At 49.3% G+C, this 18,239-nt stretch carries 18 protein-coding genes; all 18 read left to right on the top strand.

Features of this window, described 5'->3' with window-relative positions:
• Positions 1-74: 74 nt before the first annotated feature.
• Entirely contained in the window at positions 75-1,226 is a 1,152-nt protein-coding gene (locus tag WCI03_12920; protein MEI8140754.1) for an aminoglycoside phosphotransferase family protein, read from the top strand.
• 218 nt (positions 1,227-1,444) lie between these two features.
• Complete coding sequence (gene tviB / locus WCI03_12915) at positions 1,445-2,713, top strand: Vi polysaccharide biosynthesis UDP-N-acetylglucosamine C-6 dehydrogenase TviB (GenBank protein ID MEI8140753.1); 1,269 nt, start codon at positions 1,445-1,447, stop codon at positions 2,711-2,713.
• 78 nt (positions 2,714-2,791) lie between these two features.
• On the top strand, positions 2,792-3,751 hold the full coding sequence (locus WCI03_12910; protein MEI8140752.1) for an NAD-dependent epimerase/dehydratase family protein: 960 nt from the start codon (positions 2,792-2,794) through the stop codon (positions 3,749-3,751).
• 323 nt (positions 3,752-4,074) lie between these two features.
• Entirely contained in the window at positions 4,075-4,530 is a 456-nt protein-coding gene (locus tag WCI03_12905; protein ID MEI8140751.1) for a DapH/DapD/GlmU-related protein, read from the top strand.
• 31 nt (positions 4,531-4,561) lie between these two features.
• Positions 4,562-5,725, top strand: coding sequence for a glycosyltransferase (locus WCI03_12900; GenBank protein MEI8140750.1), 1,164 nt, complete (start codon positions 4,562-4,564; stop codon positions 5,723-5,725).
• Entirely contained in the window at positions 5,722-6,828 is a 1,107-nt protein-coding gene (locus WCI03_12895) for a glycosyltransferase (protein ID MEI8140749.1), read from the top strand. Before WCI03_12900 ends, WCI03_12895 begins: the two co-directional genes overlap by 4 nt.
• A 198-nt stretch (positions 6,829-7,026) precedes the next feature.
• Positions 7,027-8,376 (top strand): O-antigen ligase family protein, encoded by a 1,350-nt coding sequence (locus WCI03_12890; protein ID MEI8140748.1) that lies wholly within the window; start codon positions 7,027-7,029, stop codon positions 8,374-8,376.
• Positions 8,377-8,410: 34 nt separating this feature from the next.
• Entirely contained in the window at positions 8,411-9,928 is a 1,518-nt protein-coding gene (locus WCI03_12885) for a polysaccharide transport protein (GenBank protein MEI8140747.1), read from the top strand.
• 41 nt (positions 9,929-9,969) lie between these two features.
• On the top strand, positions 9,970-11,130 hold the full coding sequence (locus WCI03_12880; GenBank protein ID MEI8140746.1) for a glycosyltransferase family 4 protein: 1,161 nt from the start codon (positions 9,970-9,972) through the stop codon (positions 11,128-11,130).
• Between the two features lie 370 nt (positions 11,131-11,500).
• A complete protein-coding gene (locus WCI03_12875; GenBank protein ID MEI8140745.1) occupies positions 11,501-12,091 on the top strand; it encodes a sugar transferase in 591 nt (196 codons plus the stop codon).
• Positions 12,092-12,133: 42 nt separating this feature from the next.
• Positions 12,134-12,511 carry a four helix bundle protein gene (locus WCI03_12870; protein MEI8140744.1) on the top strand — a complete coding sequence of 126 codons (378 nt, stop codon included), beginning with the start codon at positions 12,134-12,136 and terminating at the stop codon, positions 12,509-12,511.
• Between the two features lie 11 nt (positions 12,512-12,522).
• Complete coding sequence (locus tag WCI03_12865; protein ID MEI8140743.1) at positions 12,523-13,155, top strand: acetyltransferase; 633 nt, start codon at positions 12,523-12,525, stop codon at positions 13,153-13,155.
• Positions 13,156-13,194: 39 nt separating this feature from the next.
• The gene (locus WCI03_12860; GenBank protein MEI8140742.1) at positions 13,195-14,409 is read left to right on the top strand and encodes a DegT/DnrJ/EryC1/StrS aminotransferase family protein; all 1,215 of its coding nucleotides are present in this window, start codon (positions 13,195-13,197) and stop codon (positions 14,407-14,409) included.
• Between the two features lie 458 nt (positions 14,410-14,867).
• Positions 14,868-15,191, top strand: coding sequence for a helix-turn-helix transcriptional regulator (locus tag WCI03_12855; GenBank protein MEI8140741.1), 324 nt, complete (start codon positions 14,868-14,870; stop codon positions 15,189-15,191).
• Positions 15,191-16,495, top strand: a complete 1,305-nt coding sequence (locus WCI03_12850) for a HipA domain-containing protein (GenBank protein MEI8140740.1) — start codon at positions 15,191-15,193, stop codon at positions 16,493-16,495. The genes WCI03_12855 and WCI03_12850 overlap by 1 nt, the downstream gene beginning before the upstream one ends.
• A 439-nt stretch (positions 16,496-16,934) precedes the next feature.
• Positions 16,935-17,135, top strand: a complete 201-nt coding sequence (locus WCI03_12845; protein MEI8140739.1) for a hypothetical protein — start codon at positions 16,935-16,937, stop codon at positions 17,133-17,135.
• Positions 17,136-17,457: 322 nt separating this feature from the next.
• Positions 17,458-17,814, top strand: coding sequence for a type II toxin-antitoxin system RelE/ParE family toxin (locus WCI03_12840; protein ID MEI8140738.1), 357 nt, complete (start codon positions 17,458-17,460; stop codon positions 17,812-17,814).
• Positions 17,811-18,095, top strand: a complete 285-nt coding sequence (locus tag WCI03_12835; GenBank protein MEI8140737.1) for a helix-turn-helix transcriptional regulator — start codon at positions 17,811-17,813, stop codon at positions 18,093-18,095. Before WCI03_12840 ends, WCI03_12835 begins: the two co-directional genes overlap by 4 nt.
• Positions 18,096-18,239 lie beyond the last annotated feature (144 nt).

Raw genomic sequence — 18,239 nt, 5'->3', positions numbered from 1 at the left:
GGGCGGTGGAATATTGTCTGTTGACACCTACTCTTTGATGGGTGACCCTGATCCCGCGAAGTTGATGAGGTACTATGTTTCGCAACATTCAACTTAAATATAAAAGTCGAGACGCACGTCTCACTGAACAGGTCGCCCTGCACTTTGATGCGCCTGGCACTCCCGTCGGAATGTTTCCCGTCGGATCGGGTAACATCAATGATACCTTTCTGGCGATCTATCGCACGAGCTATTCAGAAACCCGTTGTATCATCCAGCGTGTCAACAAAAAGGTCTTTCGCAAACCTGAAGCGCTGGTGAAAAATCTCAGGTTGGTGACCGAGCATGTTCATCACCGGCTTGAAAAAGAGCGGAATACCGCCGACCGGATCTGGCAACTGCCGCGGCTGATTCCGGCAAAGACGGGTGCGGATTTTCATCTTGATGACTCTGGCGAATATTGGCGTGCCATTACCCTGATTGACTCCGCTGTGGCTTACGATCAAGCCCAAGGGGTTGAGCATGCGTGTGAGGCTGGCACAGTTTTGGGTCAGTTTCACAGACTGGTCATGGATTTGGCCCCGGAAAGTTTGGAAGTCACAATTCCTGGTTTTCATCATACTCCGGGGTATCTGGCCGCCTATGACCGCACGCTAGATTCGGCGGCTGCACGAGAGTGTGTTAATAACGATAATCTGACGGCTGATCTCTGTCGTTTTGTAAGTGCTCGCCGGGAATTATGCGGGATTTTAGATGCCGCGCGTGGGCGTGGAGACTTGCGTGTACGGATCATGCACGGTGACCCCAAGATCAACAATATTCTGATGGACAACATCACCGGGCGAGGGACTAGCATCATCGATCTCGACACGGTTGGTTCAGGCCTGATCCAATGGGATTATGGGGATGCTGTCCGTTCGCTCTGCAACCCTGCGGGAGAGGATGCTCCCGACCTTGAGGCCGTTGAATTCAGTCTCGAGCTTTGTCAGGCGTTTACGGCGGGCTATATCGGCCAAGCGGCGGATTTCATGACCGGGGAGGATCGATATTACCTCTATGACTCTATCCGGTTGATTACATTCGAATTGGGGCTCAGGTTTCTTCAGGATCATCTGGCTGGTAACGTCTATTTCAAGACCCGCCATCCTCGTCATAATCTGGATCGTGCCGCTGTCCAGTTCCGCCTTTGTGAGCGGGTAGAAGCACACGAGAAGTCCCTTCGCGACCTGATCGCACGTTGTAACTAACAGGCAAAAGCGATGCAGCCAAAGGGAGCAGAGGGGCGGGAACCACCTGGAGGGCGAACCTTGTGTGAGCCGTGTCCATAAAGGATGTTGAACGCCACCTTGAGATGGAAGAGTCCATTTGGTCGCGAGCTCGAAGAATGAGAATAAGTAAGTAGCCGAACAAGAAGATGAGTAATTTAAAATGTAAAGAAGCACGCCTGTAAACCCCACCAAACTTTATGAAAAACCCAAAAATAACTATAATCGGGCTCGGCTATGTCGGGCTTCCCTTGGCCGTCGAATTCGGAAAGAAGTTTCCCGTCGTCGGCTTTGACATCAACGCCAAACGACTGGACGAACTCCGCGCCGGCCATGACCGTACCCTTGAGGTTAGTGCTGCCGATCTCAAGGATTCCAGCCATCTCACTTTCTCTAGCAGCATTGAAGACATTAAGCAAAGCGATTATTTCATCGTTACGGTTCCTACCCCGATAGACGCCTATAACCGTCCCGATCTTACACCTCTCATCAAGGCTAGTGAGACAGTTGGCAAAGCCCTCAAGCCCGGTGCGGTGGTCATCTACGAAAGCACGGTCTATCCTGGTTGCACTGAAGAGGACTGCGTCCCAGTTCTTGAGAAATTTAGTGGCCTCAAATTCAACAAAGACTTCTTTTGCGGCTATAGCCCCGAACGTATCAATCCCGGCGACAAAGTGCATACCGTTACCAAGATCAAGAAAATTACCGCAGGCTCAACTCCAGAAGTGGCGAAGGCCGTGGACGAGCTCTATCGCTCCATCATCACCGCAGGGACACATCTGGCACCCAGCATTAAGGTGGCAGAGGCGGCAAAGGTCATTGAAAACTCCCAGCGTGATATCAATATTGCGTTTGTAAATGAGTTGGCGCTGATCTTTGCCCGCATGGGGATTGACACTCTGGATGTATTGGAAGCCGCCGGGACCAAATGGAACTTTTTGCCGTTCAGGCCGGGACTCGTGGGGGGCCACTGTATCGGTGTGGACCCCTATTATCTTACCCATAAAGCGGAGTCAGTTGGATATCACCCTGAGATCATTCTGGCGGGAAGGCGACTCAACGATAATATGCCCGCTTATGTTGCCAATCGAGTTGTCAAACTCATGATCCAAAAAGGCCACAAGGTGCAAGGAGCCAATGTTTTGGTGTTGGGGATTACTTTCAAGGAAAACTGTCCTGACATCCGCAACTCAAAAGTGATTGGGGTTATTCGTGAACTCAAGGATTATGGGTGTAGTGTTATAATCCATGATCCATGGGCCGATGCCGGTGAGGTCCGCCATGAGTATGACGTCGACCTTAGTTCTCGCCCAAATGGTGGATCTGAGGCCGATATTGACGCAGTTGTTCTGGCTGTTTCCCACGATAAATTTAGTGATATTGATTATTCTAAATTCACCAAGAAGAACGTAGTGATCTTTGATATTAAATCGGTATTGGCAAAAGATCTCGTTGATGGGCGACTGTAGGTCCTTCCATGACTCCTGACTCTCAGGCTTCAACATTAGTCTCTGAACTTTAAACTCGAAACTCTTTTAAGGGTCCACATGCATATCCTCGTTACAGGCGCTGCTGGCTTCATCGGCTCACATTTAAGCAACAAACTTCTCGATCTTGGACATACGGTTGTTGGGGTTGATAACTTCAATCATTACTATTCCGTAAAACTAAAGCGGGACCGGCATGCGATTCTTGAAAAGCGGCAGGGCTACACAGGTGTAGAAGCGGATATTTGCGACTACAAACTCATGACATCCCTATTTCAGGCCCATAAGTTCGATCGAGTCTGTCACCTGGCGGCCCAAGCAGGTGTTCGATATTCAATCACGCATCCTTTTGCCTACCAAAGGGCTAATTCCGAAGGGTTTTTGAGTATTCTGGAGTCATGTCGGCATGCCAAGACGCCACGTCTTGTATACGCCTCAAGCTCAAGCGTCTATGGCGGTAACACGAAACTTCCCTTTAGTGAGACTGACTCAGTAGATACCCCAGTTAGTCTCTATGCTGCCACAAAGAAGGCAAATGAATTGAATGCTCACACATACACACACCTTTATGGCATGCAGACCGTCGGCCTGCGATTTTTCACAGTCTACGGACCTTGGGGTCGCCCGGACATGGCTATGTGGTTATTTGCCGAAGCTATGCTAGCTGGAAAGCCTATCAAGGTATTCAACAATGGTCAGATGCGTCGTGATTTCACCTATGTAGATGACATCATTCAAGGTGTCATCGGTTCGTTGTTTTCCGACAAGTTAGCCCCCTACGAAATATTCAATATTGGCAATAATCGTTCCGAAGCCCTGCTCGACATGATCGGTATTCTTGGAGATGCATTGGGGGTCACCCCGAAGATGGAATTCCTGCCGCTTCAGCCTGGAGATGTCCCTGCGACCTATGCGGATATTAGGCGAATTCAGCAGAAATGCGGCTATGAGCCCACTACGCCGATCAGCGTCGGGATTCCGAAGTTTGTGGAGTGGTACAAGGGGTGCAAAGTTTTATAGAAATTTCGCAAGGATTCACGGCTGAATCAAAGTGGGCTCTGTTCAGGGTTTACCGAATGCGTAATATGATGTCTAACGCCGAAATTTAATGACCGGTGCGCGATGTTGCCTTTCTATTACGTGTGATGGTTTGTTTCGCGATGACACAATAGAGTATATACTCTGAAGAAAATTCAAATTTCAAATAATCACCGAATATTAACGGCGCAAATTCGGTGAAATATTCCTCGGGAACGATCTCCTGAATTAGGCATCGCGAGGTTAAAAAGCGGCAAAATATTCGAAATAAATAATTTGTCCTGCAAACATGGAGAAAATACATAATGCGTACAGTCTGCAAATGGTATCAATTATCACGACGCCTATATCTGGCAAAGATTCCTGTGTTGCCGAAAATCATAAAGCGATGTATCCGGATTGTTTTCTCGTGCGATCTCCCCTTTACCGCTGAGATCGATAGGGGGGTTGAGTTTGCCCATAGCGGATTAGGCGTTGTCATTCATTCGAAAGCTATTATTGGTTCGGGTACTGTCATATATCAGAATGTTACCATCGGAGGGAATGGCAAATCGGAGGAGTTGAACGGCATTCCTGTGATAGGTAAACATGTGTTTATTGGCGCAGGTGCGGTGATACTTGGTCCGGTGACGATTGGAGATTATGCTAAAGTCGGAGCAAATGCGGTGGTGTTGCACTCGATTCCCGCACACGCTGTCGCAGTAGGCGTGCCTGCAAGAATCATAAAGATGAATGCGCTGCATTCCGACTCCGAAAACTAAAAGAGTAAGCTAAACTCTGGAAGGCTAATCAATGGAACATGTACTTCACGTGTTGGCAAGTCTTAACCGTGGTGGAGCTGAAACTCGGATTGTTGAGCTCTATCGCGAAATCGATCGCAATCGCCTGCAATTCGATTTTCTTGTACATCAGCCTGGGGAACATAGCTACGATGAGGCCATTAAATCAATGGGAGGGTTAAAATACACCATTAGCGATCCTCGAGCACAGGGAGTTCTTGTGCATTTTATTGATATCCTAAGAATGTTAAGGCGAGAAGGGCCTTTCCGAGCAGTGCATGCGCACACCTCATACCATGCCGGTTTGGCACTGCTTGCGGCACGCTTAGCAGGAGTCAAGTATCGCGTGGCCCACGCCCGCACGACATCAACTTTTGAGTCACGCCGGCCGATTAAGCGCATGATTGTTGCCTTGGGACGTGCATTGATCCGTGCCAATGCAACAAGCCTTCTCGCTATCAGTGAAGATGCGGCAAAGTTCGTGTTTGGGAATCGCGTAGTACGCCAGGGCAGAGTAACAATTGTTCCTAATGCTATCAATCTAGAGCCATATGCCTGCCTTTGTGAAGATGATAATCTGGCGATGCGCAAACAGCTTGCAATCCCGCGGGACGCACTTGTCCTTGGGCATGTCGGTCGATTCTCTTTCATGAAAAATCAAGAATTCCTGCTGATAGTTCTCGGTAAATTACGCGCGAGTGGAGTCGATGCGCGACTGATTCTGGTCGGTGATGGAGAACGCCGGCGGCGTGTAGAGTCCCTTTCAAGGAATGCGGGTATAGATGAATTTGTCAACTTCCTGGGAGTTCGCGATGACATCGCGCGATTAAATAGGATGTTCGATGTGTACGCCATGCCATCCCTGTTTGAAGGTTTAGGGGGGGCCGCAATCGAGGCCCAGGCGGCAGGAACCCCATGTGTTTTAGCCCAAGGCATACCGAAGTCCGTCGATATGGGACTCGGATTAGTGGAGTTTTTGTCTCTGAATGATGCTCAAGAGTGGGCTGACGCTGTGTTGCGTGACGCTGGAAAACCGCGTGTCCCATTTGTGACCATTTGTGATGCATTCCAAAGGCTGGGATTTACAATTGTGAACGAGCGCCAAATGTTTTTATCTAGTTATGGAATGAAGTTAGATGACGGTATTGTGAGTCGGAAGAATAGGAAATGCAAATGAGTGATAAGGTAAAACGCGTGTTGCAAGTTGTGCCCTCTATGGGATTTGGAGGCATCTCAACGATGCTGATGAGCATTTATCGTAATCTCGACACTTCTCGGGTGCAGTTTGATTTTGTCGCATTTATTGAAGGGGAATACTCCGCTGAGGTAACCAATCGTGGAGGAAAAGTCTTTTACTTTAAGTTGATGAAAAAACAAGGGCTGCCCGCATATATGTCAAGCCTTCGAGCCGTAATTGCTCAGCATGGTCCCTATGAGGCGATACATGCCCACCGGGCTTACCACGACGGCTTCACCCTTTGGGCGGCACATCAGGCGGGTATCAATCGTCGCATTGCTCATATCCATACCAGCAACCTAGAAATGAAGTCGAGACGCATTTTGCTTCCGTTTTTAAACTGGCTGCTTCTTCGCAACGCCACAATTCGTCTTGCATGCAGTCATGATGCCGGTGTCTTTTCCTATGGACGACATCAATTTGAGGTGCTCTCAAATGCGATCGATGCTGAACGGTATCGGATAGCGGCAACACGTGACCGGTCTCTTTTGCGCCACGAACTTGGGGCTGGCAAGGACATGCTGGTGATTGGCCATGTGGGGAGATTCTCGCCTGTAAAGAATCACGACTTTGCGCTCGAAGTTGCATCGCGACTTCATGCGGACGGTGTTAAATTTAAATTAGTTTTAGCTGGAGACGGGCCTTTACGATCGGAAATGGAGCAAAAGGCGTCCAAGTTGTCGCTCGATAGTTGTGTTGCTTTTCTGGGATTGCGCTCTGATATCCCAGATGTCATGCATGCGTTGGATGTTTTAATTCTTCCTTCTCACTTTGAAGGGCTTCCTCTTACTGTGCTTGAAGCACAGGCGATGGGCACTCCTTGTTTGATGTCCGTTGGTGTCCCCCGTGCCGCAGATATTGGGATAGGTTTAGCTCATTTCATGGACCTTAAGGATGGGGCAGTGGCCTGGGCAATTAAACTTAAGGAAATATCTGGAAACGGCAAGCGCGACTCAATAGTAGCCTTACAAGCACTCTCTGGTGCCGGATATGATCTGCAAAAGAATATTAAGCGTTTGCTCGATTTATATGGCATTAACTGAAGATTATCACTTTTTCTCGTGTAGTGTTCCATTCGTATATGCTCCCGCCATCGGTCCCGAGGCAAGCGTTCAATAAGTTTTGTTAGCATGACCATGTGGCCGGTAAGTGAATATATAAACGTGGGTGATATTTGAGCCAGCGTATAACGTGTGCTTTTTTCGTTCGTCCGATCAGATTGTCACAATATGAATGCGAGAATGGATAAAGAACGGAATGGATTTAGGGGCGAAAGAAATTCACCCGAAAAACTAGTAGTGGGAGCAAAGGCGTGGCTGGTAATTCCCGTCGTTCTGAGCGCAATCCTTTTGATTTGTTACTCATACACGCAAAACATCCAGATATTGATTGCATGTAGCGGCCTATTATTTCTTATGGTCATCTTTGGGACACCTGTCGCGTCTTTCTACCTTATTCTGTTTCTGTTGCCGTCATTGTCGTTATTTAAATCAGAGGGAATGTCGTTCTCCTATGCGACAGTGTTCTTGTTCTTTTGCTTGTTGAAACATGTTGCCAGTCAAGCCAGAAAAATGCGCCTTGCTGTTTTCCCCTTTATTTCAGCGATGGCCGTGATCGCGTATGAGCTGACGCATGCCTTTACATATACGAAGGATGAGGTGGTCCAGTTGATTCGCTGGGTAGTTCTCTTTTTCTATGCAGTGTTGCTGGTTATCGATAGCAACTTTCGGTACGATCACAAACGTGCTGTACATGCCTTGCTTTTCGGTTTTTTAGTGTCCGCTGTGTCGGGAATTGTTGCCAATCAGAATGTGGATCTCCCTGTCGTTGAAGGACGCTTGCAACGGTTCGAAGGTGTGGCCGGCGATCCCAATGGATATGCCATGATGGGCATTATTATCGCATTCTTTTTGTTCAGTCTCTATCGGCATGGAGAGCGGCGGGATGCGCGGTATGTGATTGGATTCGTTGGAGTCCTCCTGCTCTGTCTAAAAACTTACTCCCGTGGGTTTATCATCACATTTTCTGTGATGGTGACCATCGCGGCGTTTTACGTCTGCCTCCATGGCAATAAAAGAGTTCGGACATTTATTGGTAGTACTGTTGCCCTTGCTGCGGTATTGGCTTTTTCGTTATGGACATACCTTGCGCCGCTGGTTGACATAATGATTTATCGTTGGACCTTCTCGTCAGATATCAATGACATAAGTAGCGATCGTATCGCTATTGCCAAATACTACTGGAATAATTTATTTTTAACATCATCGCATTTGCTTTGGGGATCCGGGTTAATCGGGTACCTGCGTGATTATAATTACGAGAACGGAACTCATAATACTTATCTCGAATTGCTTGTGAGCTGGGGGATCATAGGAGCGGTTATCTTTGGGGTTTTTCTTTACTCACTCTATGTGGCGATGGAGTGCAAGTTCGGGAAGGTTAAGGCGAACTTGGATGCATATTTCCCGTTAATGGCAATGGCGGTGTACTTGATGACACTGCAATCGCTCGCTAAATACAGCACGTTCTTCCTGCTCGTTTTAGTAATTGGAAATATCTTCTATCGGCGAGTAGATCATAATAACTATTGATCGATAAAAGCCGAAGGTGAAGGAGTTTGCGGAAATGCGAGGTAAAAAGGCATTATCGAACGTGACTGCAAGCCTGACATTGCAGATTGTCACATCCTTGGCAGGTTTCATTATTCCCAAGCTGCTTATTTCTGCCTATGGATCATCCATAAATGGATTGATTGCGTCCATTAAAAGCTTCATGTACTACCTCAATCTAGTAGAAACAGGCATTGGGACGTCTACCATTGTGGCTTTATACTCACCTCTTGCACTAAAGGATAAAGGCGCCATCAATGGGATACTTGCAGCTGCTCAAAGATTTTATAACCATGCAGGGGTGCTTCTTACTGGGTTAATTGTCGTCCTTGCGACAGTATACCCGCACATTGTAAAACACTCCGTGAGTGCGTCAACGGCATCTCTAATGGTGATAATTATCGGCGTGAGCAGTCTTTCGCATTACTTTTTAATGGGGAAGAACCGGGTATTGCTAACTGCTGACCAGCGTAGTTTTGTAATTTCGCTAAATCAAGCCGCAGCAGTGATTCTCTCTACAACAGCTTGCGTATTCCTGATACTATTCCGTGTGCATATTGTCGTAATACAGGGAGTTATTACGATAATATATACAGCACAAGCGATTACGCTCACGCTCTACGTGCGGAAGAATTATCCCTTTCTAGAAAAATGCGTTGCGCCATCATCAGGCGCGGGAGATAAGCGCTGGGATGCTATGCTTCATCAGCTTGGTTTTGTCCTGACATCGAACTCCCCTATTGTGTTGATTACAATCATTTGCGGCCTATCTGAAGTGAGCGTTTATGCTGTGTATTATATGATCATCGCTGCGGTAACGATGTTAATTTCATCCTGCTCGAATGGGATGACGGCAGGATTTGGCGAACTTATCATGAAAGAAAACACAGACAGAGTGGAGAAAGCTTTTGCGAGTTATGAGCATTTGTTTTTCATCATTCTTACGTGGGTATATACCTGTACGGCCATCCTCTATATTCCGTTCATTAACGTCTATGTTCAGGGATTCAAAGACGCGAACTATTTCCGCCCGTCATTTGTCATTCTTATGGTAATTACGGGATTTCTTTATTGCATGCGCTTCCCGTACCTAACCATGGTGAATGCTGCAGGGAAGTTTAAGGAAACGCGGGTTGGTGCAATAATCGAGCCATGTATTATCATTAGCGCAGGGACGGTATTTGCCAATTTGTTTGGTGTCCAAGGCATTCTAGTCGCAATGGGGATCGCATCATTATATCGTACGGTTGATTTAGCCATCTATTTCTCGAGGCATATCGGTAGACGGTCGGTTGGGGTTATCATTGCAAAAGTTGCATTGAACGCGACATGCGCAGTTATGGCGGGACTGCCATTCATCGTCGGATTTGTGCTGGTGAAAGCGTCCGATTTGAAGCTCTGGTGCATTTATGCTGGGCTTGTCGCCATTTGGACATTAGGTATCGTGCTTATAGGGAACTATCTGTTTTATAGGCTGGTGACCGTGCAATGCGTGTTGCGCTTAACAAATATTATCAGCAAGAGATCTTTCTAATAAGCAAGCAGGTTCTTTGAAAGAATATCAATAGACGACTCATGAAAGTTTTGATAATTGGAGGCTTTTCTCGTTCGCTGATTAATTTTCGCGGACCTTTAATTCGTGCGGTTCGGGATGCAGGACACGTGGTTGTGGCATGTGCGGGTGAGTCAGACGAGCGCGTAGAGGAAACGCTTTGCCAATGGGGCGTTAAATTCTATCGGATTCGACTGACCCGTGCAGGAATGAGCCCTTTTGCCGATTTATTGACATTCTTTGACCTATTTGCGCTCATGCGTAGGGTGCGGCCTGATGTCGTGCTGACCTATACTATCAAGCCGGTAATTTGGGGCGGTCTGGCCGCACGCGTGGCGGGCGCTCCGGTTACCCACTCGCTCATCACTGGCCTTGGGTATGCATTTATGGAGGCCGGAAATGCGCGGCAGCGCCTAGCGTCCATGGTGGCGACCAAGCTCTATAAGATTAGCCTGCGCTACAGTCGCACGGTCTTCTTTCAAAATCCTGATGACCTGGAGCTTTTTGTCAATCGTCAACTTGTACTCGAGGCGCAAACTCGCCTTCTTAACGGTTCCGGCGTTGATCTTATTCACTATCCCGTCACCCCTTTGCCTGTGTCGCCAGTATTTCTATTTATAGGTCGTTTGTTGGTAGATAAAGGGATTCAGGAGTATGTCGCAGCGATACGCATAGTCCGATCGGATGGCAAGTCGAATGCCGCGATTCTTGTAGGGGCATCCGACCCTAATCCATCATCCGTTAAACAGTCTGAAATTCAAGAGTGGTCGAAAGAGGGGATTGTCGACTATCGTGGCGAACTGGGTGATGTGCGGCCTGTGTTGGCGGAATGCTCTGTATATGTTTTGCCGTCTTATCGCGAGGGCACCCCGCGGACGGTTCTTGAAGCCATGGCCATGGGCCGGCCAATTATCACTACTGATGTGCCGGGCTGCCGCGAAACCGTAAAGTTGACAGCAAAGGGTATGGATCAAAGAAAGAACAGTGAATCCATCATGGAAGGTGAAAACGGGTTTTTGGTTCGCCCGCGTGATGCGGCTTCAGTCGCTACCGCGATGCGGATGTTTATAGATAATCCTGCTTTAATTTCTGATATGGGGCAACGCAGTCGCGAGATTGCTGAGGAGAAGTATGATGTGCATAAGATAAATGCGGTAATCCTCGAGGCCCTTGGGCTCGTGTAGGGGGAGTCAAGGCAATATTATTCCTGTTGGAAAGTATTCGGTGGCGTTTCCTGGCTTGCCCTGTGCAAAGTCGAATGGTGCGCAGTTGAGTGGGCCAGGACGAACGTTGCTAATCGTACAGCCGCCGAGGACGTCGGCTCCCACCTAATTCCTTGGCAATCCGCGATCTGAAACCCCTCAGATGACGACGAAAAACAAGGAAATGAACAATTCAACAGTTAACTTCGAACATCGAACGGTGCGATCGCGCCTTTATGTTCAACGTTTGATGTTCAATGTTCGCGTTATTTCTATCCTGCCACTGTGATAAGTGTTTGCTGTAACCTGTGAGCTGATAACAAATTAAGTGACGAACACGTTGAGAAGTATCATGAAAAGAGCATTTGATTTAATTTTGGTAATAGGAACGTCTTGGTTGTGGCTGCCTTTCCTGGGGCTTCTTGCCCTCGTAGTACGCAGAAAACTAGGTGGGCCGATATTATTTCGACAGCAGCGACCTGGTCTTCATGGGAAGCCCTTCATGCTACTCAAGTTCCGGACAATGACAGAGGCGAGGGATGTAAAGGGCCAGCTCCTTTCTGATTCCGATCGACTGACACCATTTGGTAGATTTTTGCGAAGTAGTAGTCTTGACGAACTTCCGGAATTTCTCAATGTGCTGCGCGGTGAAATGAGTCTAGTAGGGCCACGTCCGCTCCTAATGGAATATTTGCCGCGATATACCCCTGAACAGGCGCGGCGTCACGAAGTGCGGCCCGGGATCACCGGGTGGGCACAGGTGAATGGGCGTAATGCCATTTCCTGGGAAGATAAATTCAAGTTGGATTTATGGTATGTGGACCGTCACACGTTACTGCTAGACGTAAAGATCCTTGTTATGACCTTTAGTAAGGTATTTAAACGGGAAGGTATTAGTCAGGACGGTCAGGCGACAATGGAAAAGTTTATGGGGGGCGAATAGAATTGTGAATTTTGGATTTTAAATTCTAAATGCAGGGTGTGAATGAAAGAGAACATTATCAAGCAAAAGAGTTATGATTTCGCTTTGAAGATCATTGGGTTGTACCGGAAACTGGTTAAGGATAATGAGTTCATTCTTTCGAAACAGGTGCTACGTTCAGGGACAAGTATTGGTGCGAATATTGAGGAGGCGCAGGCGGCGCAGAGCAGGGCCGATTTTGTGTCAAAAATGTCGATAGCCTCTAAAGAGGCAAGGGAAACGTGTTATTGGCTGCGTCTGTTGCGGGATAGCAGCACTATTGCAAAATGTGATGTTGATCCGCTTTTGTTTGATGCGGAATCACTCGTAAACATATTGACGTCAATTGTGAAAACATCTGCGAAACCAACCAATTCAGAATCAAAAATTCAAAATTTATAATCAGATTTTTTATGAAAGAAAAAATCTTTATTTTTGGTGCAAGCGGTCATGCCAAGGTGGTGATCGACATTATTGAGCGGCAAGGGTGCTGTGATATCGCTTTTTTGATCGACGATGATCCCGCATTAAAGGACACAGAGTTCTTCGGGTACCACGTTATTGGAGGCAAGCAGGCACTGCTTGAAGCGCGGGATCGGGTTGGCGGTGGTATTGTTGCCATTGGCAGTAACCGTGCGCGAAGTGCTGTCGCTGGATGGTTGGAGGAGAATCGCTTCAGTTTGGTTTCCGCCGTTCATCCTTCGGCACAGATCGGGCGTGGGGCTACCATTGATGCCGGCACCGTGGTCATGGCGGGAGCAGTTGTAAATGCGGATGTTCGTATTGGGAAAAATGTCATCATCAACTCCCGAGCCAGCATTGATCATGACTGTAGGATTGGTGATACGGTTCATATTGCGCCAGGTAGCACTTTGTGTGGTACGGTGACTGTCGGAACTGGCACATTTGTCTGTGCGGGGGTAACGATTATCCCTAATCTGGCAATTGGGAGTAATGTTATTATCGGGGCCGGTTCTACGGTGAAAAAGCATGTGCCTGATGGCATGACCGTGGCGGGGAGTCCGGCTAAAGTTTTGAAAAGATGAGTGATGTTAGATTCTGAATGTTGAGTTAAAGGAATTATTATGACTTTTGAGAATCTTGCAATAAATGGCGGGAAGTCTGTTCGTGGCATTCCGTTTTCACACTGGCCTTTCTTCGATCAGGATGAAATTGATGCGGCCACTGCCCCGCTTCGCTCGGGCAAGGTCAATTACTGGACGGGGACTGAGGGACGTGAGTTTGAGCGGGAATTTGCCGCTTATACTGGATGCAAATACGCAATCGCTTTGACGAATGGCACCGTGGCTTTGGAGTTGCCCTTATACGCCTATGGAATCGGTGCTGGCGATGAAGTCATCACCACCTGTCGGACCTTCATTGCGTCGGCCAGTGCGATTGTCGCGCGCGGGGCAGTACCGGTTCTGGCGGAGGTTGATTCAGTAAGCCAGAATATCACGGCCGATACGATTCGCCCCCTGATCACCGCACGTACCAAGGCCATTATCTGTGTTCATCTGGCGGGCTGGCCTTGCGATATGGAGCCGATTATGGCGTTGGCTAAGGAACGCGGGCTGAAAGTGATTGAGGATTGCGCGCAGTGTCACGGGGCAACCTATCAGGGTAAGCCGGTTGGCTCGCTGGGTGATGTCGCCGCTTTTTCGTTCTGCCAGGATAAAATCATGACCACCGGTGGCGAGGGCGGCATGCTGACGACCAATGATGAGGCATTGTGGCGTAAGGCTTGGGAGTTCAAGGACCATGGCAAGAGTTATGATGCCGTCTATAATCGGCAGCATCCACCCGGCTTCCGCTGGCTTCATGAATCGTTTGGGACCAACTGGCGTCTGACCGAGATGCAATCGGCGATTGGCAGAGTTCAGCTTCGCAAGTTGCCCAGCTGGACTGCGGCCCGGCAGCGGCATGCCGCCATCCTGACGGACTCTTTCTCTCGCATTCCTGCCTTGCGGGTAACACCCGTTCCCGCCGGAATCGGCCATGCCATGTATAAATATTATGTCTTTGTCCGGCCGGAGAGGCTGGCGCCCGGCTGGGATCGGGATCGGGTCATGAATGCCATCACTGCGGAAGGCATCCCTTGCTTCAGTGGAAGTTGCAGCGAAATCTATCTTGAAAAAGCCTTTATTGATGCCGGCTATGGCCCGAAGGTGCGCTTGCCTGTTGCCAAAGAACTGGGCGAAACCAGTCTCATGTTCCTGGTTCACCCGACCTTGAATGAGGCGGATATGCACGACACCTGTAAGGCCGTAGAGAAGGTATTTGCACAGGCGGGGGTGTAGAGATTTTGGATGATGAATTCTGGATTTTGGATGGGGGAAGATACTGACGTTCATATATAAGTCCAGATAGCCGCGCCTGATCAGGCGTGGCTTTTTGATTTATAGGGACTATTGTCAGGATTCGGAGAAGAAAAGAATTTTTGACAGAATGAACAGAATGATCAAAATGGTGAGTAATCGACGGGTTTATTTTGTAAATTTTGTGCATTCTGTCAAAAATATTGGTTCCGGCTATGCTGGGTCAGGGACTAGGTGGCGTTCGGCGTCCTCGGCGAACGTTGCTAATAGGACAGCCGCCGGGGACGTCGGCTGCCACCTCATTCCCTTGCGTTCCGCGATCTGAAGCGCTTCAGATGATAAAATGTTGTAAAATCCTTTGACTTATGTGGGCTAACTTTTATATAAAGATCCTAATAAGAGCGATAAACAATGTTTAGGCGATATATTGTGTGTTTTATATGAATCTCCCTTTGCCAATACCCGTTGATAGAGCGCTCAAGAAACTTGGGGTGGATTTGTCATTGGCGCGACGGCGTCGTAACCTGACTCAAGCCATGATGGCTGAGCGGCTTGGCACATCCGTCATGACGGTGCGTCGGATGGAGGCGGGGCATCCCGGGACAGCCCTGCAGTACCTGGCGCGCGCCCTGCAAGTGTTCGGGGAGTTGGATAAACTCAGCGACTTATTGGACTCTGCGAAGGATACTGTCGGGCTCATCCTGATGAATGAGCAGGTTCCGATGCGGGTTCGCAAGCCCAAGCAGGGGAGTGGGGTTTTGTGATGGGCGCCAACAAAAACACCAGGAGCGCACAGAAGACTCAACTCGATGTATGCATCGGTAAGGAAGGGTTGCCTGTGGGGGAGCTCGCTTACGTTAAGGATGGTGCCCGCGAGTACTCGGTATTTGCCTACAGCCAGGATTGGCTACGTCATCCGGCCCATTTTGCCATCTCGCCTGACTTGGCCCTTGTGTCTGGTCACCAGGTGCGTAAGCCGCCGACCAAGGATGACACGCGATTCTTCCTGGCGCTCGCCGACACAGAGCCTGATGCCTGGGGGCGGCGGGTCATTGCCCGGGCACACGCAAAAGAACGCAAAAAAGACCCCGCACTAAAGGCGTTGACGGAGTTGGACTATTTGTGTGCCGTGGATGATTTTAGTCGCATCGGCGCACTACGGTTGCGCGATGATCAGGGTGATTTTTTGCGCACGGTTGAGCAAGGTCGGCAGGGTGCGGCGCCCTTGCTGGAACTGGAGCACATATTCGAGGCCAGCCGTGCCGTGGAGCGTAGTCAGGAGTCAGCCCAGGACCTGCGCTACCTTCTTGGAAAGGGTACCTCGCTGGGCGGGATGCGCCCCAAGTGCACGGTCCTGGATGATGACGGTACGCTCGCCTTGGGTAAGTTTCCAAGCGTAAAAGACGAGCGCAGCATTACCCGTGGCGAAGTGCTTGCTTTACGTCTCGCCCGTCAGGCGGGTATCGAGACCTCGAACGCGCGTATCGTGATAGTTAGAGACACCCCGATAGCGGTGATCAGTCGGTTCGACCGAACCCATGAGCATGGCCGGATTGCTTATCTGTCTGCGGCCTCACTCTTGCAGGCCGGCCGCAATGAAGAGCACGCTTACACCGAGGTGGTCGATGCCATGAAAACGGTCTGTGTCGAGGCGAAAGCGGATGCCCAACAACTGTGGCGACGACTGGTGTTCAACCACCTCATCACAAACGTCGACGACCATCTTCAGAACTTAGGTTTTCTTTATGCGGGCAACGGGCTGTGGCGGTTGGCTCCGGCCTTCGACCTCAACCCGTTTCCAGACAAGGACCGTGAGTCAAAAACATGGCTCAGCGAAGATACTGGTCCCATCACAACCATCGCGACCTTGCTTGAAAAGGCGAGCTACTTCCACCTGTCGGAACCAGAGGCTCTCACTGTCTTGGCAGAGGTCTATGGTGTCGTTACCCAGTGGCGCTCTTTAGCGCTGAGTGCCGAAGTGGGACTAACTGCGGCTGAAGTCGAGGAATTTGCGCCTGCATTCGAGCATTCAGAGATGGTGAGAGTCAAAGCACTGTGTGGTGAGTAGTGGGTCGTGAGTGGTTAACTAGCGCCCCTCCCACCGGAACGTCAGTCAAGGGACAATATATCCCTGGTTGGGTGTTGGTAGGCGCAACTCTGCATTTTGGCTTTCGATGTGGGGTGGATGTCCTCATCCACCTTGATGCCAGCTGGACCCGAAGATAGGCGAATGGGGGCCGGAAAAACAAGAAAGCGAACATCGAACGCGTTGTTCGCGCAAGAAAATGATTAAGACATCGAATTGATTTTTCCTTCCGTTGTCATACAATGCCGATCACCTGAATAAAAGAGGGGTAACCCGATGAAGATTGGTCTTTCGTCAAGCGGTGGAGTTTTGGTAGTTCACCACACTTTCCGGGAGAGCGGCGAATCAAATGCCTGCATCCGGATTATTTCGTCTCGAAAGGCCGTCAGGCGTGAAATTAGTCAATACATGGAGAAATGATATGAAAAAGGAATATGACTTTTCAAAGGGAGTTCGCGGCAAATTCTTTCGACCGGACGCAAAAATGAACCTGCCCGTCTACCTCGACTCAGATGTGTTGAGTTTTGTTGAAAAAATTGCATCCAGTAGGCGTTCTGACATTTCGGCCGTCGTCAACCGGTTGCTTAAGTCTGACATGCAACTGATTGAAGCCGCAAAATAATCCGCGAACCAGCTCTTTGATCGCCATGGTTGCAAAGAGGTAATATATTCCCGTTGGGAAATATTAGGTGGCGTTCGACGTCCTCGGCGAACGATTCGCTTGCCAGATCAATCAGCCGCCGAGGACGGCGGCTGCCACCTAATTCCTTTGCAATCCGCGATCTGAAGCGCTTCAGATGGGAATAAAGCCTCTTGTGGGAGGGGCGCTATGCGCCGCGACAGATTTCGATGGGAGTCTGAGAAGGGCCGTCGCGCCGCATATCTCCCTGACAAACGGAGTGAACAACTTGACGGAAGTACCTATTGTGGTACAGTAATGCTGAATGAGTATCGGTGACATAAGACTCAATGTTGTGTTCTTTCGGACGGAGTCGGGAACGGAGCCTGTACGGAAGTGGCTGAAAGCCCTACCTGCGTCTCATAAAAAGGCTATTGGCGAGGATATCAAAACCGTGCAGTTCGGCTGGCCGCTCGGGATGCCATTGGTGGAGAAGATCGAGCCATATCTGTGGGAAGTCCGCAGTAAGGTTCCAGATGGGATTGCCCGAGTTCTGTTCACCGTTGACGGACAGATGATGATCCTGCTGCATGGGTTCATCAAAAAAACGAGAAAGATCCCGCAGACGGAGATCAATACGGCCAGATCCCGACTCAAGCAGTATCAGGAGGCACTATCATGAAAAAGAATGAGCATATTGGCAGCGGTTTCGACGATTTTCTCATGGAGGAAGGCCTGCTTGCCGAAGCCGAGGCGACCGCCGTGAAACGTGTTATCGCTTACCAGATAGAGAAGGAAATGGCTGAACGCAATCTCTCCAAGAGCTCTCTGGCGACAATGATGAAAACCAGCCGATCCTCTCTCCACCGCCTTCTCGATCCGGAAAACGTCTCAGTTACGCTTCTCACCTTGGAAAGCGTTGCGCTTGCGCTCGGGAAGAAACTGAAAGTCCAATTGGCCTGACCGGCAACACCCCTTCGGCGGCTTCGACAGGCTCACCGCAGGTATGCTTAGGGCATGCGCCGGTTAGAGGTTGATTTTGAGGAGTGTTTCGGTGGCTTCATGGTGACGTTAAGGAAAACGACCCCCCTAGTCACCCCCCAAGTC

The sequence above is a fragment of the bacterium genome, assembly GCA_037143175.1.
GTDB lineage: Bacteria > Verrucomicrobiota > Kiritimatiellia > CAIKKV01 > CAITUY01 > JAABPW01.
The sequence above is the reverse complement of the archived record's forward strand: the minus strand, read 5'-3'. Positions and strand labels throughout refer to the sequence as shown.